General features: G+C 41.3%; 21 protein-coding genes. 12 read left to right on the top strand and 9 right to left on the bottom strand.

What is annotated here, in order from left to right:
* Positions 1 to 465: 465 nt before the first annotated feature.
* The 3 genes from tmk to folK form a co-directional block, all read right to left on the bottom strand.
* The gene (tmk, locus tag I8748_RS22395; protein ID WP_198126753.1) at positions 466 to 1,116 is read right to left on the bottom strand and encodes a dTMP kinase; all 651 of its coding nucleotides are present in this window, start codon (positions 1,114 to 1,116) and stop codon (positions 466 to 468) included.
* A gap of 103 nt (positions 1,117 to 1,219) precedes the next feature.
* Entirely contained in the window at positions 1,220 to 1,768 is a 549-nt protein-coding gene (locus I8748_RS22390) for an NUDIX hydrolase (protein WP_198126752.1), read from the bottom strand.
* Between the two features lie 85 nt (positions 1,769 to 1,853).
* Complete coding sequence (folK, locus tag I8748_RS22385; RefSeq protein ID WP_404800352.1) at positions 1,854 to 2,351, bottom strand: 2-amino-4-hydroxy-6-hydroxymethyldihydropteridine diphosphokinase; 498 nt, start codon at positions 2,349 to 2,351, stop codon at positions 1,854 to 1,856.
* 426 nt (positions 2,352 to 2,777) lie between these two features.
* Here folK and I8748_RS22380 point away from each other — a divergent pair, with 426 nt between their 5' ends.
* The 5 genes from I8748_RS22380 to I8748_RS22360 all read left to right on the top strand — a co-directional run bounded on the left by I8748_RS22380 (position 2,778) and on the right by I8748_RS22360 (position 9,834).
* On the top strand, positions 2,778 to 5,081 hold the full coding sequence (locus tag I8748_RS22380) for a transglycosylase domain-containing protein (RefSeq protein WP_318781256.1): 2,304 nt from the start codon (positions 2,778 to 2,780) through the stop codon (positions 5,079 to 5,081).
* Between the two features lie 417 nt (positions 5,082 to 5,498).
* The gene (locus I8748_RS22375; protein ID WP_198126750.1) at positions 5,499 to 6,812 is read left to right on the top strand and encodes an MFS transporter; all 1,314 of its coding nucleotides are present in this window, start codon (positions 5,499 to 5,501) and stop codon (positions 6,810 to 6,812) included.
* Between the two features lie 233 nt (positions 6,813 to 7,045).
* Entirely contained in the window at positions 7,046 to 7,669 is a 624-nt protein-coding gene (locus I8748_RS22370) for a 4Fe-4S single cluster domain-containing protein (protein WP_198126749.1), read from the top strand.
* Positions 7,670 to 7,825: 156 nt separating this feature from the next.
* On the top strand, positions 7,826 to 8,500 hold the full coding sequence (locus tag I8748_RS22365) for a response regulator transcription factor (protein ID WP_198126748.1): 675 nt from the start codon (positions 7,826 to 7,828) through the stop codon (positions 8,498 to 8,500).
* A gap of 95 nt (positions 8,501 to 8,595) precedes the next feature.
* On the top strand, positions 8,596 to 9,834 hold the full coding sequence (locus I8748_RS22360; RefSeq protein ID WP_198126747.1) for a sensor histidine kinase: 1,239 nt from the start codon (positions 8,596 to 8,598) through the stop codon (positions 9,832 to 9,834).
* Between the two features lie 113 nt (positions 9,835 to 9,947).
* On the opposite strand, the gene I8748_RS22355 is transcribed toward I8748_RS22360, so the two are convergent.
* Positions 9,948 to 10,433, bottom strand: coding sequence for a PepSY domain-containing protein (locus I8748_RS22355; RefSeq protein WP_198126746.1), 486 nt, complete (start codon positions 10,431 to 10,433; stop codon positions 9,948 to 9,950).
* Positions 10,434 to 10,827: 394 nt separating this feature from the next.
* On the opposite strand from I8748_RS22355, the gene I8748_RS22350 reads away from it, so the two are divergent.
* The 4 genes from I8748_RS22350 to I8748_RS34700 all read left to right on the top strand — a co-directional run bounded on the left by I8748_RS22350 (position 10,828) and on the right by I8748_RS34700 (position 13,784).
* Entirely contained in the window at positions 10,828 to 11,595 is a 768-nt protein-coding gene (locus I8748_RS22350) for a COG4705 family protein (protein ID WP_198126745.1), read from the top strand.
* Between the two features lie 202 nt (positions 11,596 to 11,797).
* The gene (locus I8748_RS22345) at positions 11,798 to 12,541 is read left to right on the top strand and encodes a COG4705 family protein (RefSeq protein WP_198126744.1); all 744 of its coding nucleotides are present in this window, start codon (positions 11,798 to 11,800) and stop codon (positions 12,539 to 12,541) included.
* A 110-nt stretch (positions 12,542 to 12,651) separates the two neighbouring features.
* Positions 12,652 to 13,332, top strand: coding sequence for a phosphatase PAP2 family protein (locus I8748_RS22340; RefSeq protein WP_198126743.1), 681 nt, complete (start codon positions 12,652 to 12,654; stop codon positions 13,330 to 13,332).
* Between the two features lie 251 nt (positions 13,333 to 13,583).
* Positions 13,584 to 13,784 carry a hypothetical protein gene (locus I8748_RS34700; RefSeq protein WP_214662703.1) on the top strand — a complete coding sequence of 67 codons (201 nt, stop codon included), beginning with the start codon at positions 13,584 to 13,586 and terminating at the stop codon, positions 13,782 to 13,784.
* Here I8748_RS34700 and psaK read toward each other — a convergent pair.
* Positions 13,781 to 14,041, bottom strand: coding sequence for a photosystem I reaction center subunit PsaK (gene psaK, locus I8748_RS22335; RefSeq protein ID WP_198126742.1), 261 nt, complete (start codon positions 14,039 to 14,041; stop codon positions 13,781 to 13,783). The two genes, I8748_RS34700 and psaK, sit on opposite strands and share 4 nt — an antisense overlap.
* 463 nt (positions 14,042 to 14,504) lie before the next feature.
* Between psaK and I8748_RS22330 the strand changes: the two genes are divergently transcribed.
* Together I8748_RS22330 and I8748_RS22325 are read left to right on the top strand one after the other, a co-directional pair.
* The gene (locus I8748_RS22330) at positions 14,505 to 14,948 is read left to right on the top strand and encodes a SufE family protein (protein WP_198126741.1); all 444 of its coding nucleotides are present in this window, start codon (positions 14,505 to 14,507) and stop codon (positions 14,946 to 14,948) included.
* A gap of 64 nt (positions 14,949 to 15,012) precedes the next feature.
* Positions 15,013 to 15,918: an alpha/beta fold hydrolase gene (locus I8748_RS22325; RefSeq protein ID WP_198126740.1), complete on the top strand. Its 906-nt coding sequence runs from the start codon at positions 15,013 to 15,015 to the stop codon at positions 15,916 to 15,918.
* Here I8748_RS22325 and I8748_RS22320 read toward each other — a convergent pair.
* Entirely contained in the window at positions 15,896 to 16,771 is an 876-nt protein-coding gene (locus tag I8748_RS22320; RefSeq protein ID WP_198126739.1) for a class I SAM-dependent methyltransferase, read from the bottom strand. The two genes, I8748_RS22325 and I8748_RS22320, sit on opposite strands and share 23 nt — an antisense overlap.
* Before the next feature lie 539 nt (positions 16,772 to 17,310).
* On the opposite strand from I8748_RS22320, the gene I8748_RS22315 reads away from it, so the two are divergent.
* Positions 17,311 to 17,805, top strand: coding sequence for a hypothetical protein (locus tag I8748_RS22315; RefSeq protein WP_198126738.1), 495 nt, complete (start codon positions 17,311 to 17,313; stop codon positions 17,803 to 17,805).
* 172 nt (positions 17,806 to 17,977) lie between these two features.
* Here I8748_RS22315 and I8748_RS22310 read toward each other — a convergent pair whose 3' ends face one another.
* From I8748_RS22310 to I8748_RS22300, 3 genes are all read right to left on the bottom strand, one after another.
* Positions 17,978 to 18,766 carry an ABC transporter permease gene (locus I8748_RS22310; protein ID WP_198126737.1) on the bottom strand — a complete coding sequence of 263 codons (789 nt, stop codon included), beginning with the start codon at positions 18,764 to 18,766 and terminating at the stop codon, positions 17,978 to 17,980.
* Positions 18,767 to 18,841: 75 nt separating this feature from the next.
* Positions 18,842 to 19,822: an ABC transporter ATP-binding protein gene (locus tag I8748_RS22305; protein ID WP_096553743.1), complete on the bottom strand. Its 981-nt coding sequence runs from the start codon at positions 19,820 to 19,822 to the stop codon at positions 18,842 to 18,844.
* 204 nt (positions 19,823 to 20,026) lie between these two features.
* Positions 20,027 to 21,673 (bottom strand): ABC1 kinase family protein, encoded by a 1,647-nt coding sequence (locus I8748_RS22300; RefSeq protein ID WP_198126736.1) that lies wholly within the window; start codon positions 21,671 to 21,673, stop codon positions 20,027 to 20,029.
* Positions 21,674 to 21,741 lie beyond the last annotated feature (68 nt).

Here is a 21,741-nt window from a genome sequence, read left to right as displayed (position 1 = left end):
TTTCTAGATAATTCCTAATTTTGTCATTCAAAGAGGCAGGAGTTAAGAGTTTGGAGTTAAGAGTTTGGAGTTAAGAGTTTGGAGTTTGGAGTTTGGAGTTTGGAGTTTGGAGTTTGGAGTTTAGAGTTTGGAGTTTGGAGTTTGGAGTGAAAAATTATTTCCCCCATCTCCACGGCAGTTGCTACAACGGAGGGAACCTCCCTTCGGGTTCGGGAGTGACGCTCCTGCGTCGCTAACGCAATCGGCGGAAACCGCCAAGACTGCGACTCCCGACGCTCCTACGTCGCTAACGCTACGCTAACACCGCAACGCACTGCCTCCTCATCTCCCTCATCCGCTCATCTCCCTCATCCCCCTCATCCCCATTAATAAGGGTAAAGGGTAAGGGGAAAAGGGAAAAACCTTTACCCTTTAACCTTTACCCTTGACCCATACAAAACTTTACATAGTTCGGTTTAATCGCATCTACTGACTTATATCTAAGCTCCAAGATTGGCGGCGATCGCGCAAAATCTCTTGAATCTGCTGTTGGACAGCTTCTTTACTCAAGGTGCCATCTAAGCGTACAATCCGGGATGGATAGGATGCAGCTAACTGTGCATATCCTTGTTGAACACGCTGATGAAAAGCGATCGTCTCCTGCTCGATGCGGTCTAGTCCAGCTGCATCGCCAAGTTTACGCGCTAGTCCCACCTCGACATCGACATCTAGCCAGATAGTTAAATCACTTTCTAGACCGCCAGTGGCAATGTAATTGAGCTGATTGATTAAATTCATATTCAAACCCCGCCCATAACCTTGGTAGGCAATGGTAGAGTCTGTGTAGCGATCGCACAATACATATTTTCCTAGGGCGAGATTCGGTTTGAGTTCTTGTTCAACGTGTTGCGCTCTGTCAGCTGCATACAACAATAATTCTGTGACTTCAGCCACTGGTTTATTCTCTGACTTTTCTAGCAACAAGCGACGCAAATCTAAACCTAATTCTGTTCCCCCTGGTTCACGAGTGACAACTACCGAGATACCTAAACTTTGCAACCATTGACAACAAAGCTGGATTTGGCTAGTTTTACCGCACCCTTCTACCCCTTCAAATACAATTAATCTGCCACCCATGCGGTTTAATTTTACTTTTGTTAGTTGTCAGTTGTTAGTTGTCAGTTGTTAGTTGCTCTGACCACTGACGACTGACCACTGACGACTGACCACTGACTAATGACTAAAATAAAAAAGAACGTGCCAGCAAAAAGCTAGAAATTGATTTAGAATCTACAGGTTCTCCATCAAGGATAGCTTTTTCCAATTCTTCAGGAGTCAACAATATAGTTTCAATGTCTTCGTCTTCATCTCCTGGTGGCGGTGTCTCCAGCTTTTGCAAATCTCGTGCCAAAAAGGCATAGATAATTTCGTCAGAATAGCCAGGAGCTAGGAAAAACTCGCCTAATTTGTCCCATTTCCCGGCAGTATAACCAGTTTCTTCTTCAATTTCGCGTTGAATTGTCTCTAGAGGATCTTCATTACGTTCTAGAGTGCCGGCAGGAAACTCTAATATTCGTCCTTGGATTGCAAAACGATATTGGCGCACAAGTACAAGTTTCCCCTCTGGTGTTACGGGTACAGCTAAGGCGCCACCAGGGTGACGAACACACTCCCATTCTCCCTCTATTTTATTGGGCAAACGCAAGCGATTAACTTCAAAATCAAATTTACGCCCCTTATAAAGTAAGCGTTGTTTCAACAGTTGCGGTAATTCTCTACCTAATGGCATGGTAAAAATACTGTGCTTTTATATACACAAAAAATACTGACATATTTGTTAAATCAGCGTTTTGTGCGTTTACTGGGTGGTAATTCTAACTGCCCTTTAACAAATGTACATCAGAACAGTCTACATCTTTTAGCAAATCTTTTACCAATCTTCCGGAAACTGGTTCTGTCCAATTTGGGGCAATTTCTGCTAGTGGTACTAAGACAAAAGCTCGATCGCACATTCTCGGATGGGGAATCTGGAGGGTTGGCGTATCTAATATTAAGTCATCATATAATAACAAATCCAAATCTAGCGATCGCGGCCCCCAGTGCTGGCTACGCACTCTCCCAAATTTTTGCTCTGTGGCTAACAAAGTTTCTAACAATTGCTGCGGTGGCTGTTCTACTTCTAAAATGGCGCAACCATTCAAATAATCTGGCTGGGGTGGCCCTATAGCTTTGGTTATATACCAACTGGATGTTGCTTTGAGCATAATCCCTGGTGTCTGGGCTAATGTCTCTATCGCTGCTGCTAAAATTGCACCGCTTTCACCCATATTACTACCAAGAGCAATTGCACATCGCCCATGTTTGGCTGCGATCGCACTCGCCTCTACTGAACTATTCTCTGGCTGCTTTGGTGCATCCTTCACATTTCTACCAAGTATTTTTAATCATCTTATTGGTTTTAAGTACTACATTAAATTACCATATTTTTTCCCGAAAAATAAAAATCAGAGAATTTTAAAATACATTGTGTAGCACTGAATTCAGTTATTTATTTATAGGCTATTATACTAACACGAACGTGGTGCGCTAACCTCAAGATAATTACATTGAGGTTAGGTGTTAGCTACTTTGAGCGAGGAACTGACGTGGGGAAGTTTACCTCCTAGTTCAAGCAACGAGCAACTAATTTAAGTGACTTTGACAAGGAGGAACCGCGATTGCGGCCTGGTAATAGTTACGACAGTAAAAAATCCACAGATGAAAGCTTACCCCCAACAAAACCGACGAGGGTAAGGCAGTTGTTGAGCCAGGTGAATGGCATATCATCTGGGCTGGTTGGTAAGTTTACCAGCCGCGATAAACCGTTTTATCGTCGCCTCTGGTTTTGGACAAGTTTAAGTCTCGGTGGTGGGTTCATAGCCTTTAACCAGGTTTTAGGGTCAATAGATCGGACATTGCCGGATAAATCTGAACTCAATGCTGTGATCCGAGAGCAAACATTGACCATCAAAGCTAGTGATGGCACTATCCTACAACAAACAGGAGAAGCCACCAGAGAACAGCTAACTCTACAGCAAATCCCCGATAAACTCAAAAAAGCTTTCATTGCCTCAGAGGATAGAAGATTTAACCAACACAATGGAGTCGATCCCCAAGGGATTATCAGAGCATTTTGGAATAATTTGCGATCGCAGGACGTAGTTGAAGGTGGTAGTACCATCACCCAACAACTAGCGCGAATTCTGTTTTTGAAGCAAGAGCGGACAATCTGGCGCAAACTCAAGGAAGTCCGTCTCTCACAAAAAATGGAGAGAGAATTGTCCAAAGACCAGATTTTAGAGCGTTACTTAAATCTGGTGTATTTGGGTTCTGGGGCTTACGGTGTCGCTGATGCAGCATGGGTTTACTTCAGTAAACCTGTGGGTCAACTGACTCTCCCAGAAATGGCAACAATTGCTGGCTTAGCTCCTGCGCCAAGTTTATACTCCCCAGAGCAGAATCCAGAAGCCGCTAAACAGCGGCGGAATCTGGTATTACAAAGGATGCAAGAAGATGGCATCATTACAGCAGCCGAAAAACAAGCAGCTTTCCAGCAACCAATTACCCTCAAAACCAGTTCGCCCAAGCGATTGCAAGTAGAATCTCCCTACTTTACTAGCTACATCCAAAAAGAATTACCAAAGTATGTTTCTCCCGATGTACTAGCAGGTGGCGGTTTAATAGTGGAAACCACTTTAAACCCGACTTGGCAAAAAGCAGCAGAAGAAGCAGTTGCTAAGGTGTTGCGAAATCAAGGTCGTTGGGAAAACTTTAAGCAAGCAGCTTTGGTAGCTATTGACCCCCGTACTGGTTCAATTGCGGCAATGGTGGGAGGTAGCGACTTTAGTAAAAACCAGTTTAATCGAGTTACCCAGGCACAGCGTCAGCCAGGCTCGACATTTAAGGGATTTGTCTATGCTACAGCGATCGCTAGCGGTAAGAATCCTTACGATACCTACTTAGATCAACCTTTTGTAGTAGATGGTTATGAGCCAAAAAATTATAGTGAAAACTTCCACGGCTCCATGACCATGCTAGAAGCCCTCACCCGTTCCATCAATATTGTTGCGGTGAAGGTCTTGATTGATGTGGGATTTGAGCCAACCATTAAACTAGCTCAAGGTATGGGAATTAAATCCCCACTCAAGCCAACTTATTCCCTAGCTCTTGGCTCCAATGAAGTAAATTTGTTGGAATTGACCAGTGCTTATGGCGGTTTTGCCACCCAAGGATTACACACAGAACCTCATGGCATTCGCCGCATCGTCAACCGCCAAGGTCAAGTGATTTGGTCAGATCATTTGCAGCCAAAGCGAGTCCTTGATGCTGATAGCGCCGCCATCATGACCTGGATGCTACGTAACGTAGTGACAGATGGTACTGGTGGTGCTGCCCAATTAGATGATAGACCTGTTGCTGGCAAAACTGGCACTTCTGATGAAGCCCGCGATTTGTGGTTTATTGGCTACATTCCCCAATTAGTTGCAGGTGTTTGGCTAGGTAATGATGATAACCGCCCCACTTGGGGAAGCAGTAGCAGCGCTGCTTATACCTGGCATGAATTTATGGAAAAAGCTGTCAAGGGAATGCCTGTAGAAAAGTTTCCTGAAAAACCCAAGCTAGAGGATCGCAAAGGCAGCATTAAGGCGCAGCCTATCAAGCCCAAACGAGTGGTTAATCGCTCTGTTTCTTCAGACGATGACGACGAAAAATCAGCAGATCAAAATTCTAGCAATTCTGACGATAACCGTTCATCTAGAACAAGTAGAAGACGTTACCAGCAAGAAGACAACCCATCCTCAGATCCACCAAGAAGACGCCGGCGTTATCGTAGCCAAGAATCAACTTCCAGCGAATCTTCCTCAGAGCCATCACGGCCATCTCGTACCAGAAGGCAATATAGACGAGCAGACTCAGATTCGCCGCCTCCTACTAGGAGGGTTCGGCAGACTTCATCCCCCAAATCCTCCAACAGCACTAGTTCCTCCAGTTCTTCAAGTTCTCCCCCGCAACAACCCTCATGGCGCGAGAGACTTAGACCAAGCTCTTCCTCTTCGCAATAAGCAACAGGGGAGTAGAGGAGTAAGGGAGCAGGGGAGCAGGGGAAGTTGGGGAAGTAAATTCTTCCTCATCTCAACGGTATCCGTTGCGGGGGTCTTCCCCCATCCCCAGCTACGGTGTACACACAATTCGGAATCAGTAATTGTGCTTGCTTGGTAGTATATGTTATGATACTCATCCGCTTAGTATTAATTGTACAGGTGGCTTTTTTTTGAACTAATACTAAGCATACAAACTTTATGCAAGGCTAACATTAAGTTAATTTAACTATTATTCAGGGCTTGTCATGTCCAAACCAACTCAAGATTTATCAGAAACATTGCTAGGACTTAAGAACTGCCAAATAAAAAAGACTCCATCGTAATGGTTCTAGCTTTCTGTTAACCGCGATCAGTCATCAATCATCAACCATCAGTCAGATGTTACCAACTAATAGAGAAAATTTTCTAAAAGACAGATTCAAGTTAGTTTTTTTTGAACTTCCACCTGCGCTGAAATCTCCGAATCTTTCTTGTTTTGTTATTGGAGAGAGCTTATCTTTTTTTGGCTCTTGGATGACACAAATTGCCTTAGTATGGTTGGTTTATCAATTAACTAATTCAGCTATCTTAGTGGGCATAGCTGGATTTACAAATCAAGCTATGGGTTTGATTATTACACCAATAGTAGGAGTATTGCTGGATCGCTGGAATATACGGTACGTTTTATTAACCACTCAGTTAGTGTCTATCTTGTTATCTTCTGCACTAACCTATTTAACTCTTAGCGGTAATATCACCGTCACACTTATAATCATTATTGGTATACTCCAGGGAATAGTCAAAGCTTTTGATTTGCCAGCGCGTCAAGTAATTATTCCCAGACTTGTGGAGAAGAAATCAGATACTTATAGTGCGATCGCGTCCCATTCTTTTTTGATTAATACTGCTAAGTTTGTCAGTCCTATGATTGGAGGTTTATTAATTGCTAGATCTGGGACGGCTTCATGCTTTTTAGTAGATAGTGTTAGCTATATACCCTTTATATCTTCTATCTTAACTATTCAAGTCAAGCCAGTGATTAATAATTCATTAGCTTCCAAAACACAAATTTGGCAAAACCTGAAAGAAGGTTTTATTTTTGCCTATAAATTTATTCCTATTAAATATGTATTAATGTTACAAATATTAATTTGCTTTATGGCAATGACTCATGTCAACTTAATTCCTATCTTTGCGAAGGAAGTTTTGCATGGAAACGCTGAAACGATGGGTTTCCTCATGACAGCTTCAGCACTGGGTTCTATAGTTTCGGGAATTTATCTGGTATCTCGTAAACAAGTCATAGGTTTAGAAAAAGTTATGGCACGTTCTGCTGCCATTCTCGGTTTATCTTTAATAATTTTTTCTCGTACTAACAAAATAGAAATATGCTTATTATTTATGTTTCTTATTGGCATGAATAATACTCTAACTCTTGCTTCCATTAACAATTTTATGCAATCGATTCTGCTTGACGAGAATAAAAGAGGTAGAGTTACGAGTATATTTATGACAGGTTTCTTAGGAATACTTCCTTTTGGAAATTTATTTTTTGGAGGGTTAGCAGATCAAATTGGTGTTACTAATGCTCTACTATTTGGTGGTGCTAGTTGTGTGATAGGAGCCTATATTTTTAATAGACAACTGCCAACTCTGAGAAAGATACTATCTCCCATATACGCAGAATTGGGTTTAAGTTCCCAATCAAATTAGGGATAAAGCCTCATACCCTAGTAGTAAGTGTCACACTCCTAATTAACTTGACTAGCACAAACTTGAAAAGACAGATTTTAAATTTAAGATTTTTCTTTAATCCTAAATTCCCAATCTCTAATTGCTAAAATTGGGGTGGCTCCTGATTACTTTTGGTCAAATCAATTGCAGCAAGTTAACCAGCTTCTAACCACAATTGATTTAATAAGTAACGGTTAAGAGGAAACAGACAGATGGAACCTAAGCCAACCAACCCACCGCAAGAACTCACAGAAATTCCCTCTGGCTACCTGAACATCATGGGTTACGTTGATGAATCAGAGGTGAATGGCCCTGGTTGTCGTGCTGTCGTCTGGGTGCAAGGTTGTCTACGTGAGTGTCCTGGCTGCTTTAATCCTGAGTCCTGGTCATTTGAGATTAATCAGCTGATTTCTGTTGATACTCTCGCCGAGAAAATCCTGAGTAAACCTCGCAACACAGGCGTGACATTCTCTGGTGGAGAACCCTTTTGGCAAGCATCTGCATTAGCATCTCTCGCCCGCAAGCTAAAAGCTGCTGGCTTAAATGTGATGTCTTTTACTGGGTTCACCCTGAAGCAACTACAATCGGAATCTGCACCTCCAGATTCCCAAGCATTATTAGAACAACTAGATATCCTAATTGACGGGCCTTTTGTGGAGTCTTTAGCAATCAATTCTCCCAACTCTCCGGTTTCATCTCGCAATCAACGGGTTCATGTCTTCAACCCAGCTTTAGCAGATCAGATTACTTGGGCTAGCGACCAAATGGAAGTCCATATCCTCAAGGATGGTAGCCGCATTGTTACTGGCTATCGAGGTTGGTTGGAACTGAAGTAAGCATACGTCAATTCGATTAATGTTACCCGCTTAACCCACCTGATCGTAAAAGGCAAGGCAGGGTAATTTTATACAACCGTAGAACAATCAAAATATTTACAAAAGCATGGTCATCAATTCACACTGAATGAATCCTCTACATAGATATAGAGCATCATGAGAATTTTGATAGTCGAAGATGACGATCGCATTGCCAAACCATTAGCTGAGTATCTAAGAAGACAACACCATATTGTAGATATCACAACTGATGGGCTTGAAGGGTGGGAATGGTCGCAATCAGGATTATATGAGTTAATTTTATTAGATTTAATGCTACCTAAGTTAGATGGCATTACTCTATGTCAGCGTTTACGTGGTGCTTCATCTAATGCTCTGATTTTAATGCTGACAGCACGAGATACAACAGGCGATAAAATTATTGGACTTGATGCTGGTGCTGATGATTACTTGGTCAAGCCATTTGATCTCAAAGAGTTAGCAGCACGTATCAGAGCTTTAGCGCGAAGAAGTCCACAGATACGCCCATCAATTTTAATCCACGGTGATTTGCAATTAGATCCGGCCTGCCAACAGGTTACTTATGCAGGGAATATTCTGTCGTTAACGCCTAAAGAATACATGATATTAGAATATTTTTTGAGACACCCAAATCAAGTTGTGACTCGTTCAGCAATCTTTGATAAACTGTGGGAATTTGATAATTCTTCGGGGGAAGGAAGTATCAAAACCCATATTACAAATTTGCGAAATAAACTCAAAGCGGCTGGAAGTTCAGAAGACTTGATTGAAAATATTTATGGCATCGGTTATCGTCTAAGACATCAGTAAAAGAGTTAAGTTATTTAATATATATATTACATAATATTATATTTTTATCAGCCGAAATTCCAGTTATTAACCAGTAGTTTAATAACCTTAAAAATGTGTTTCAAAAAATTCGATATCGTTTATTGTTGTCTTACTTGGTGGTTTTTGCATCATTACTAGGAATATTTGCGCTTGCAGTCCGAATAGTTTTTGCTCATAGTCTGATTCAACAAATTAAAGATAAACTCACAGCTATCGGACAAGGTGCAGCTGCAAATGTAGAATTTGAGGCAGGTCGACTGAAAGTGGAAAGTGACTTTCGTCCACAAGACCTAATTGCCCATCATCAAGCATTACAGTGGTTTGATGCTCAGGGATATTTGGTCGCCCAACAAGGAAAAACTGTTTTAAATTCACCCTTATTACCAAGCAAAATAGTACAAGTTCAAAGTGGCAAAATTCGTATCCAAGCAGCAACTGTACCAATTATTGATAGCGATAATAATCAGTTGGTTGGGTATGTGAGGGTGAGTCAATCTTTAGACGAATTTGATGAAACTCTCGAAAAATTAGACTGGGGATTAGGCGGTGGAATTATTATAACTCTGGTTCTGAGTGGGATTGGGGGAATTTTAGTAACTCGTCAAGCAATGCAACCGATTGAAGAGAGTTTTCAAAGACTCAAACAGTTTACTGCTGATGCTTCCCATGAACTACGTAGTCCTTTAATGGCAATCAAAATTAATGCTGAGTTACCGTTAGAATATCCTATGGAAATCGGGCCAAAAGATGCAGAAAAGTTTCAGGCGATCGCTAGTGCTACTAACCAGATGACTCGCCTCACAGAAGACTTACTGTTCTTGGCGCGTACCGATCAAGTTCCGAATGGGGATTGGGATAATCTCAATTTAACGTTAACTTTGGAAAACTTATTGCTACTTTATCAACCTCAAGCTGAAGCTAAGCAAATTAATTTGATCTCTCAGCTAACACAGAATCTTTACTTGATGGGTGACTCAGTTCAACTGACGCGGCTATTTTCAAATTTGATTGAAAATGCACTCCATTACACACCATTAGGAGGGGTGGTTGAAATCAAAGCTACTCGTGTCGGTTCTCAGGTTTATGTCAAAGTGCAAGATACAGGCGTGGGAATTGCACCAGAGCATATCGACAAGGTTTTTGAGCGTTTTTGGCGAGCAGATAAATCACGTTCTTATAATTCTGGTGGTTCTGGTTTGGGATTGGCGATCGCTCAAGCGATCGCTCAAAATCACGGTGGATTAATTACTGTCACCAGTCAATTAGGATTTGGTAGTTGTTTCAATGTACGTTTACCAGCTTCTATAAATTAGGGATTGATCAAGGTTAACTTCATCAATCCCCATGTATTAGATGTTTAGTTAGTATGCGCTACAACAGTTTTTTACTTAGTGTCTTTTAAAGTAAGTAATTTCAAGTTCCTGGCTTACTTATCATCATTGGTTTCGCGATCGCCAGTATCTGGAACTTGAATGCTACTCTTGGGACGAGTAGCTTCATCCTTCTCATCTTGTTGATTGTCATTTTCGGCATATAAAACCTTGCCATTGCCAGCATCGACTTTAACATCTTGCTGACCAATTTTTACAGAGTAAACTAAGCTGCCGTTTTCATTTTCGAGTTTGATGCTATTTGCCTTACCTCCTACAGATGCTTCAGCTGCTTGCTGTGCTTGTTGTGCTGTAATTTTAGCTAGTGATTGCAGTTTTGCTGCTTCTTGCTGTTCTTGTACATCGTCGTTTGTTTCACCATCACCATCACTGGCTTGGGCAACTTGGTTAGCAATATGATGCTGACGTACAATTTCTACGGGAGATTGTGGTTGTTTTGCTCCTACAACTCTTGGTAATCCAGCAAAGCTCAAAGTACCAACAAAAGCTGCTGCCAAAATGATTTTTGTTGAAGTTTTCATACTTGTTGAATTCCTTTAATTCTGGGTTTGTTTTTTCATGTTAGGTAATAAAAGTCCAGAAATAGTCAAGATAAAATTGAGTTTTATCAATTAAATATAAGATAGTATAATTCACTTTTAATTAGATATTTTAGCTATTTTAAGTTGATTTTTCAGGAATAAACTCCATTAAAAATCAAATCTTGACTTTTTCTTGACTTTTGCTGTGTAAAGTCTAATCATTCTGCACGTAATTAAAATTATGAAAAAATTGACAGAATAAGTAGTTGTGTCACCAATTTGGGAGAAATAGCAGGAGATTTTTTATTAATTACGCTAAATCTAGGCTATGAAAATAGCTTTATCGTGTATTCTTTAATTCCATTTCTACCGAAAATAAAGAATAAAAAATATTATGGAGAAGATTTTAAACAGAGTTCCAGAGGTGACAATTTACTTCTGGATTATTAAGATTTTAGCAACCACAGTAGGCGAAACTGCGGCTGATTTTTTATCAATAACGCTCCACTTTGGTTTAAGCGTTACATCATATGTTATGAGCGGCTTATTACTGATTGCACTTTTAAATCAGTTTAGGCTGAAGCGGTATGTTCCACTGAGTTACTGGTTAGTGGTTGTTTTGATAAGTATCGTCGGTACGTTAATTACTGATAGATTGGTAGATGATTTTGGCGTGAGTTTGGTGACAACTACCATAATTTTTAGTTGTGTATTGTTGGCAGTTTTTGTGTTTTGGTATTTCAGCGAAAAGACATTAGCCATGCACTCCATCAACACCGCTAAAAGAGAAATTTTCTACTGGGTAGCTATTTTACTGACATTTGCCTTGGGTACTTCAACAGGAGACCTCTTAGCCGAGGCATCGGGGTTGGGTTATGCACAATCAGCATTAGTATTTGGGGCGGCAATTGTAATCATAACTAGTGGTTATTATTACTTGAGAATGAATGCAGTTTTGGCATTCTGGTTAGCTTATATCTTGACTCGTCCATTTGGAGCATCGATAGGTGATTTATTATCCCAACCTACTAAAAATGGTGGTTTTGGCTATGGTACGGTTGGAACGAGTATGCTTTTTCTTTGTATAATCATCAGCCTGGTGATTTACTTAACCCTTAAGCCCAAGAAATCAGGCTTAGTGCCAATTGACCGAGAAGATTGATAATTTCGCCTTGTCGAACTTGGGGATATTTCTATTTGTCAAGAGGCGATTTGGTTGGGAATTTGCGATCGCATGATCCATACCTTGACTCTAGTGCTTATTTTACATAGCTTAGAGCTTTTCTGATTGCCATTCAGTTATTTCTAGCATACTGCGCTCATCTGAATGGATTTATGATGACTTACTATTTTTTGAGAAAAAAATGAATAAAGTTGCAAAAGTCACAATTTTCTTCTGGATTATGAAGATTATCGCCACTACCCTCGGCGAGACGGCAGGTGACTTCATCTCAATGACTCTTGGATTGGGGTATTACATAGCCTTTGCGGTAACATTTGCCATCCTGTCAATTCTCCTATTTTTTCAAATTCAATCCGACAGATATCGTCCAGCCCTTTACTGGGTAGCCATCATTGCGACAACTACAGCCGGAACTGAAATTTCAGACTTGATGGATCGATCTTTCGGTCTGGGTTACGCAGTGGGATCGCTGATTCTGGTAGCCAGTCTCTTAACCGTTCTTGCTATCTGGTACTACCGGGATCGAGATTTGAGCGTTTATCCCATCATCAGGAAAGATGCAGAGACCACCTATTGGCTGGCTGTAGTGTTCTCTAACAGTTTGGGAACAGCTTTTGGTGACTTTCTGACTAGTAATTTAGGACTAAGCTATATTCAGGGGGCATTAGTGACAGCCAGCGTCATCGGTATTGTCGTCGCCCTTCATTACATGACAAAGTTAAGCGATATTCTCCTATTCTGGCTCGCTTTCATCTTCACACGCCCCTTCGGAGCCACTTTCGGAGATTTTTTGACTAAGCCAGTCAAAGATGGCGGTCTATCACTGCCAAGGGAATATGCATCAGCGATCGCCTTTATCTTGCTAGCAGTTGTCCTATTCTTTTCTGTGCGAAAAGAGAAAAAAGTGCATTACCCAATTGAGTAGAAAACGAATGCTTATTTTGGAAAATTTTTATCCATTTTAGCTAATATCCCTACTTCCGCTGACCTATCCTAGCAGTAGCTAGGTCTTTTGACGATGAATAACATTTAAATATGCTCCGACAACTTTCTCATTTCTGGTTGCGTTATATACATCCTCGTTTAGTTACATTAGTTGCCACTATTGGTATTGTTGGACTTGTTAGTTGCCTGCTCATTCTTTTTGTTTTAGCAAAACTAGCCGAAGAGGTCTTAGAGCGAGAGGCTTTTGCATTTGATACTAGTTTTTTGTTATGGCTGCATCAGTTTGCTAATCCCAACTTAGATAATTTCATGTTATTTATTACAAATCTTGGTAATCCTAGTACAGTGATTATAGTTGCAGGAGCTACTTTTTTATTGCTTTGCTGGCGACGCTATCGAGAAGACGCAAAAATTTTTGTACTTGCTTGCTTGGGAGCATTAATTTTAAATACAGGGCTAAAGTTGTTTTTTTCTAAACCTCGCCCTGAACTGTGGCATCAATTGATTTCAGAAAAATCTTTTAGTTTTCCTAGTGGTCATGCACTAGGTTCTATGGTACTTTATGGTTTTATTGCTCACGAGTTGGCAATTCACTATCCTCAGTTTGCCAAAGTTATTTACAGTTTGGCAGTTATTTTAATTGCTGCTATCGGTTTGAGCCGCTTATATTTAGGAGTCCATTGGCCTACAGACATAATAGCAGGTTATGGAGTCGGTTTTTTGTGGCTGATGATATGTATTACGATGCTTAAATTGCAAAGATTCAGGTAGAAAATTTTGATATACAGGACTTACACAACTGGTATAAACAATGGCGTGCGGAGTGCGCCAAGTGCCTAAAAAAATTCCAGTTAATAGTACTGAAGTAGTTTATAAAACTTTTTGTAACTATCTAATTAATATAAAAAAGCCAGAGAATTGACTCTCTAGCTTATGGAATTATACAAAAAAGAATCAACTAAAGGCTAACTTGAGTAATCACTTAGGGAACTTCAAGAAATAAATTATCCTACTTTAAATTGTTGACTGTTGACTGTTGGCTGTTAAAAGTCAGCAGTAAACAATTACAATGGGATATTTTTTATTTCTCAGTTCTTGAGTACAGCACACGGCAGAAATATGGACGCAATACCTTGAGGGAAGCGGCTCACGTCTATAAAATAGCCTTAGATGCACAAATCATCAAGTCTTTAGACTTGATGATTTGTGCAAAGCGGTACTAAATTCTGCCTAGGTTATGCAGTCCTAAGACAATACCTACGCCCAAGATGTGACCGAAAGCGGTAGTTGCCAATAACGCAGGCAGACCAAAACCACCAAACAAATTGGGTGATGGTAGGGCTGGCCCTGCGTTGGGGTACTTGATGGTAGATTTGCCAAAGGCAATGGCAATAATGTTGGCGATAATTATAATCAGCCCAACTGTGGGACTCCATTCCAGGGGTGTGGTAGCAGCAGCGAGTAAGGTTGAAGTAAACACCTGATTTGCTCCTGAAATTTATTAATGATTGAAAACATAATCTGGGAATTAGCGAAGTCAATTCAAGAAAAATCTTGATTTTGCATTAATATTTAACAGTTGTTATCAATACTTAATAAAACTATTTCTAGCTGCTTTTTAATTAACGGTTGAGTTTTTCTGGTTTACACTACCAGCAGCGATCGCTAAAATTACTAAAATAGAAGTAGCAAACCAACAAGATTTGCTTGACAGACTAAAATGCTACCTATTTAGTATTCACAGATACAACGGTAGCAGTCCTATAATTGCTGTCAATCAATTTTGGATTTGCGATTTGAGATTTGTTCCACACTAGTTGCCCGTGGAGCATGAACCGATAAATAATCTATAATCCCAAATCTAAAATTGGCACGGTGAAAGTGCGATCGCTCGTGCATATAATTTAAACTCAAGGTGATGCCGATTATTTGCAGCTTCTTTTATGTCTTCCACTCTCGATTCATTACCACCTGCTCTTGCTAAAATTGTCCAGCGCTTTCAACGGGTTTCCGACCAAAGAAGACGTACGGAACAGTTAATTGCGTATGGAAACAAACTCAAAAGTTTTCCAGAAACTGACAAAGTACCAGAAAATAAAGTACCTGGTTGCGTTTCTCAGGTTTATATTACTGCCTCTCTCAATGATGGTAAAGTCGAATTTATAGCTGATTCCGACGCTTTCATCAGCAAAGGGATGGTTGGTCTTTTGATTGAAGGATTAAATGGACTAACTCCCACAGAAATTTTAGAACTTACACCAGATTTCATTCAAGAAACTGGCTTAAATGTCAGCTTGACACCTTCCCGCGCTAATGGCTTTTATAACATTTTTAAAACCATGCAAAAAAAAGCGTTGGAATGTAAGTTAGATTTACCTAACTCCTAGCTTTAAAATAGGGAGTAGGCAGTGTGATTTTTCCATGATTAGCTAACTTTAAAAATTTAGTCTGATGTCAACCAATTTATTATCTACCTCTGCTACTGTTGGATTTGGTGGAGTAGTTCAAGAATATCTTTGGAATTGGGAAAACCAACAATTGCGGGTTGTTTATGAAACCCTTGGCAAAGGTTCACCATTATTGCTACTTCCAGCTTTCAGCAGCGTTTCTACACGCTCAGAAATGGGCGAACTGGCCAGGTTACTAGCTCCTCACTTTCAAGTTGTAGCAGTAGACTGGCCTGGTTTTGGAGAATCTTCTCGCCCTAGTTTAGATTACCGACCAGAAATATATCAGCAATTTTTGTCAGATTTTATCCAAGCTGTTTTTAATACTGCAATTACTGTAGTTGCGGCTGGACATGCTGCTAGTTACGTGTTGCAAGTCGCAGTGAAACAGCCTGCTATCTTTTCGCGAATTGTATTGTTAGCTCCCACATGGCGAGGGCCTTTGCCGACAATGGGGGCAACTCCAGAGATAGCTGGTATCGTTAGAGGATTGGTGCGATCGCCCATAATTGGCCAAGCCTTGTATAAACTCAACACAGTACCATCTTTCTTGAGTTTCATGTACCGTCGCCACGTCTTTGCAGATGTCGCTAAGATTACACCCAGTTTTATCGAAAAGAAATGGCAGACAACTCAACAACCAGGAGCGCGATTTGCTTCTGCTGCTTTTGTTACAGGTAATCTCGATGCTGTACGTGAGCAATCTGATTTTTTGGCACTTGTGCGATCGTTATCTGTACCGTTGATGATAGTGATTGGCGAATCTAGCCCACCAAAATCACGAGAAGAAATGAACGCCATAGCAGCTTTACCAAAAGTGACAAGCGTCGTCATTCCTGGTTCATTGGGACTACACGAAGAATACCCAGCAGAGGTTTTAGCAGCAATTAGGGATTTTTTGTTCTCTTGATAAATTTTAGGGTCATGCGATCGCTCTCTCCAATGGCGAGGTAGCGTTGCCTATCCTTTTGGCCTTGACTTAAGGTTGGAGGTAACGTCCAGACACCGCCTGGATAGTCCTTGGTATCCTTTGGGTTGGCGTTAATCTCTGATTTACCTACCAACTTGAAGCCGGCTTTCTCCACAGCAGCAATTACGGCATTTTCTGACATATAGCCAGTTTTTATACTATCTTGTAAAGAAATGCCCACCTTGCCACGGTGTTCTTCAACTCCTAGGATACCCCCTGGCTTGAGTGCCTTGTATGCAGCTGCGTAAACTTGGTCTGCATAACCAGCACTAACCCAGTTGTGAATATTGCGGAACGTAACAACCATATCCACAGAATTGTCTGGGGCGAGGGTAAGTTGATTTGGAGGATTAATTTCAACCACTTTGACTTTACCAAAAACCTCTGGGTCAGCCGCCAGTTTCTGTTGGAAAGCCAAGGCTGGTTTACTTTGGCTAGGAGCAAAGTTAGTAACTATAAGTTGTCCGCTTTGCTTCAGAAACGGGGCGATAATCTCCGTGTACCAACCACCCCCAGGCCATAATTCAACCACAGTCATGTTCGGACGCAAACCAAAGAATTCAAGAGTCTCGGCTGGGTGGCGGTATTTGTCTCGCCAACGATTTTGTGGTGAGCGATGACTACTGGCGAGTATGGTTTGCAGCGTAGTTGTGCTGTCGAAAGCTGTAGATTTTTCGCTCTCGTTTGCTAGAGCAGTAGGCATTATCGATGCCAGTAACAAAAAGCCGACAGTTAATGCTTTAAGTAAGCCATAACGATGCTTAGCTAAAGTAGCATTTTGTCCGAATTTCATGATAATCGTATTTTGACTTTCTGTTTCTATTTAAAGGCAAATGGGTAGGAGCGATCGCACTTATACCAAATCTCTATAAGCTTGCACTAAATATTTATTTCTCTCTTCCTTGGCGTACTTGGCGGTTCGTTTTTTTATATTAAGTGCATGTTTACGGAGAATTGGTATTACGTAGTGCCCCCTCCTCCCGGTGTCCTGTTGTAGCTCCCACAGTTCGAGGCTTTTGACCCTGATTCGTGATACTAAGTTGCCATTTATAAATTGTATTTATAAATGGCGAAGTAACATCCCCACGGCAGTTGCTCCACTTGGGGAGACCCCAAGACCGCACTGCCTCCTCATCTTTCTCATCCTCCTCATCCTCCCCACTATCTTTGAATACAACTCGGTAGGAATTGGTGTTCTAGCCAATCTCAACTTAGGTGTGGTTGCACAAGACTTAAGCCAAGAAAAGCACTATTACAAATTTTCTCGTACCGCGAAATCTCCCCTAATAACATGGTAGTGAATATCATAATGCTTACTAACTATATAGAGAAATGATGAAATTTAACTTATACCGTGTTAGCGTCTTAGCAATGGCAGTTGCTAGCTCAATGGTGGGCAGTGTAGAAATTGCCTCAGCACAATCGCTGCAAATCCCACAAATCAATCCTGATGCCCTGAAAAATCCCCAAATTCCCCAAGTCAATTTAACATCTGGTAAGATTGGAGTTCGTATCTTTTTTGGTCAACAAATGGGAGGACATCTTCCAGATTCATGTTCTAAAGTTATTGTTAAAGTCACTACGTCAAATAATACAGTTGTTATTCAACAGCCTGCACAAGAAGGAAAAAAACTTGGACTTGTATGTCTAGCAATACTTAAAAATGTACCTGTTGGTGTACCAATCAAATTAACCGCAGAATACCTGGATTTAATTTCCACACCTTCGCCTAATTATAAACCGCCAATAGGTCAATGGAGTAATCCCTTAACCTTGGCTCCAAATGAATTTATAGTCAAACACCTTCTAATTGATGGAAAACCTTAATTTATACACAACTAAATCTGTGTGAGTAACATTAGAGGATATTTTAATAAGGCCTTTTGCTTTAGTAAGCACAGCAAAGCATCTGTGTATATGGCTGAAACCTTAATTTTACCTTGCAGTTACTTGAAGTCAAAAGTGCAAAATATACCCTTCGGGACTATTAAAACAACCTCTAAGCACCCATCCCAGAATACCGCTTTAAACCTGCACGCCACAGCAAGCGATTTGCACCCAAAAATATTAAAATCCAACCCACCATTGATAAAAATCCCCGCGTTACATCCACAGGTAGCCCCACTAAAAGACTCGTAGGAAAATCAATTAAATAAGGAAAAGGTGTAAATAAAACTATCGCCCTTACATTTTCAGGAAACACATCTAAAGGGGCAATCATTCCAGAGAAAAACAAAAAAAACAACAACCAAAAATTTTCTAAAGCGCTAGCCCGTTCAGTCCAAAAAGCAAACAAGGCAAGAGTATACTGAATCACAAACCTTAAAATAAAAGCTAGCGCTACCGCCAACGTAAATAACAAGAATTGAATCAAACTCGGTATCCAAAAAGCCTGGGGATAGAGTATAAAAAACAACGCTATTAACAAGAATGCAAACGGAATGCGAGCAACTCTTTCAGAAAGATGACCTGCAACGTGATGCCATACTGGATCGATAGGTTGTAGCAACTTGGGTGATAACTTACCTTCTACTACCTCCCTTTCAAAATCCCAAATTACCCAGACAACTGTGATTTGCCTGACAATAAAAACAGTGAGAAAGTAACGGGTAAAATCAACAGGTGACAAACTGAACCGTCCACCTTGTGCTGCCTGTATCCAGATACCCATAAGGATAATTGGCAAAGACCCAGACAAAACCCATAAAATCAGTTCTGCCCGATACTCAACCATATAGGCGTAGTATACGGAAAAAAAAGTTAGGGCTTTCCTAATAATTAGTTTCATTGAGGATGAGGGGGATGAGGGAGAAATAACAACTGACAACTAACAACTGACAACTGACAACTGACTCCACACTCCTTAAACCACCCCTGCTTGAAAAACTCGTCCAATCACTTCTTCCACGGGTGGCTCGCTCACTGTTAAATCGATTACTTGCAAATCTGATAAAATCTTAGACACTGTGCGAGTAAGCGCTTCTTGCTGTACCATAAAACACACTGCTCGACCTTCTAAGAGTTGCACATCACCATAAGCCATCAGTTTTTCTAACGGTAGAGGTTGGGCTAACTCTACATGAACTTCACGATAAGGAGCAAAACGTTCCAGCAGTCCATCTAAGCTACCGTCATACATCAGCTTTCCTTGGTGAATTAAGAGGACTCGTTGACACAAAGCTGTAATATCAGCCATGTAATGGCTAGTTAACAATACTGTTGCTTGATAGCGCTGATTATACTCACGCAAAAAATCACGCACCGCCACTTGAGCATTCACATCTAGTCCTAGCGTTGGTTCATCCAAAAACAATACATGAGGACGGTGCAAAAGTGCTGCTAAAAGTTCCGCCTTCATTCGCTCACCCAAAGACAATTTGCGTACAGGTTGGGTAAGCTTACCCTCAAGGGACAGCATCTCGGTTAATTCCCCTACTCGCCGCTGAAACTCTTTATCTGAGATGTTATACACAGCAGCATTGATTTTTAAAGAATCTAGCGCTGGTAAGTCCCAAATGAGTTGCTGTTTTTGCCCCATCACCAAAGTAATTTTTTGTAAAAATGCCTCTTGGCGCAGAAACGGCACATGTCCAGCGACTCTAACTATACCGCTAGAAGGATGAATTAGCCCTGTGAGCATTTTAAGAGTGGTGGTTTTACCAGCGCCATTAGGCCCCAAAAATCCTACTACCTCGCCTGGGGCAATTTCAAAAGAAACATTTTCAACTGCTTTGATTGAACGGTAGGTGCGCCGGAAAAAGTGAGTAATTGTCCCTCTAATGCCTGGCTCTTTGACAGCAACCGGATAAAATTTACTTAAATTTTCAGCAATGATGATTGACATAGATGTGTTATGAGGCAGGGGAGCATAGGAGATGGGGAGCAGGGGGGATGAGGGAGATGGGGGGATGAGGGAGAAGTAGGAAATAACTGCTTTTTACCATGCCCAATGCCCAATGACGCCAGTTGCTTTCCGACGCAAGGCGACAGGATCGCACTGGCTCCCCCATGCCCCATTCCCAATTCCCTATGCCCTGAAGTATAAATTTTACCGCAAACGCCCCGATCGCAATATACTGATGATTAACCACAATCCCAACAAACTGGCGGCTGCAAATAAAACACTGCTTAAAAAAGATAGTTCGGATGTCTGCGCTTTTGTTGTAATAATTGCTGCTCCCATAATCAGGGAACCCACTAGTATGCTAAAAGATAATCGGTTGGCAGCATCATCCATAGTTCGCCGCACACCATCTAATCCCCGTAGTGATAAATTCCACTGTAAGGTTTCTGAGGTAACTCGGTCTAATAACAGTTCAATTTGACGGGGAGATTGTAGAGAAAGACTTTTGATATCTAAGGCTGTTCTGAGGAGCGATCGCACAGGATTATCGCCTAATAATTGCCTGCGAAACAAGTCTGTAATTAATGGCTTGACTTCATCAAACAGGTTAACCTCCGGGTTGAAAGTACGCGCCACCCCTTCTAAGTTAGCCAGGGTTTTGGCATACAAGCCCATGTTGCTAGGCAACCTAATTTTATTATTACGGGCAACTTGTAATATTTCATAAATGATCTGACTGAAGTTGATTTCCGTCAGACTGACATTGTGATACTTTCGCAACATGCGATCGTAATCATTTTCTAACCGAGACAAAATTACAGGCTGCCGAGAATCTGCTAGTTGCAAAGTTAACTGAGCGCACCGTCCTGCATCTAAATCCACAATCGCCAACAGCATTTCTGTTAATATCTGCTGGGTGCGGGGATCAAGTCTTCCCACCATACCACAGTCTAGCAGGGCAACACGACCATCCTTAAGATAAAATAAATTTCCTGGATGGGGGTCAGCATGGAAGAAGCCATCAATATATATTTGTTGAAAAAATACTCGAAATAGCAAAGTGGTGATTGCTTTGCGTTCAACTGCTGGGTCTTTACCACTTGTATTACTATTCAGATCTGCCGAAAGGAACGGTACCCCGTCCAGCCACTCCATCACCAATAATTTTTCTGTGGTCAAATCCCAATAAATCTCTGCAACTACAATTTGTTTGGGATCAAACCAACGACTACGTGATAAATTACGCCGCAACTCATCTGTAAAACTGGCTTCGCGTGTAAAGTCTAATTCTGCTTCTAAAGCTTTGGTAAATTCTTCAGCAATAGATTTGATTTCGTAGGTTTGCCCAAATTCAGTACGTGCGACTAAATCGGCAATACCTTGAATTAAAGCAATATCTTGGGCAATGGTGACATCAATTCCTGGACGTTGCACCTTTAGGGCAACTTCCCGACCATCTACTAATGTCGCGCGATGGGTTTGGGCAATTGACCCTGCTGCCACTGGCACAGGATTAATTTTGCTGAAAGTTTCTTCTAGGGGGCGTTTTAGTTGTTGGCGGATGACTACTTCTATATCTGACCAAGGAACAGGCGGTACTTCGTCTTGTAGCGTTGACAGTTCCTCAATGTAGGCAGCGCTAAGTAAATCTGGACGGGTGGAGAGTAGCTGACCCAGTTTGACATAAACTGGCCCCAAATCCACCAAGATATTTTTTAAAACCGCAGGTGTGGGTAGCTGGGGTTCATCAGTTTTACCACCAGTCAGCAGCCTCCGCATATAGTCCCAGCCATTGCGAAGGACTACTTCGATAATTTCTCTTTGACGGGGAACAGTTTGTGTGAGGAACATTTTGGGAATTGGGGATTGGGGATTGGGGATTGGGGACTGGGAACTGGGGACTGGGGAATGGGGAATGG

The sequence above is a fragment of the Amazonocrinis nigriterrae CENA67 genome (assembly GCF_016056305.1).
Lineage (GTDB): Bacteria > Cyanobacteriota > Cyanobacteriia > Cyanobacteriales > Nostocaceae > Amazonocrinis > Amazonocrinis nigriterrae.
This window is presented reverse-complemented; position numbering and strand designations above follow the sequence as displayed.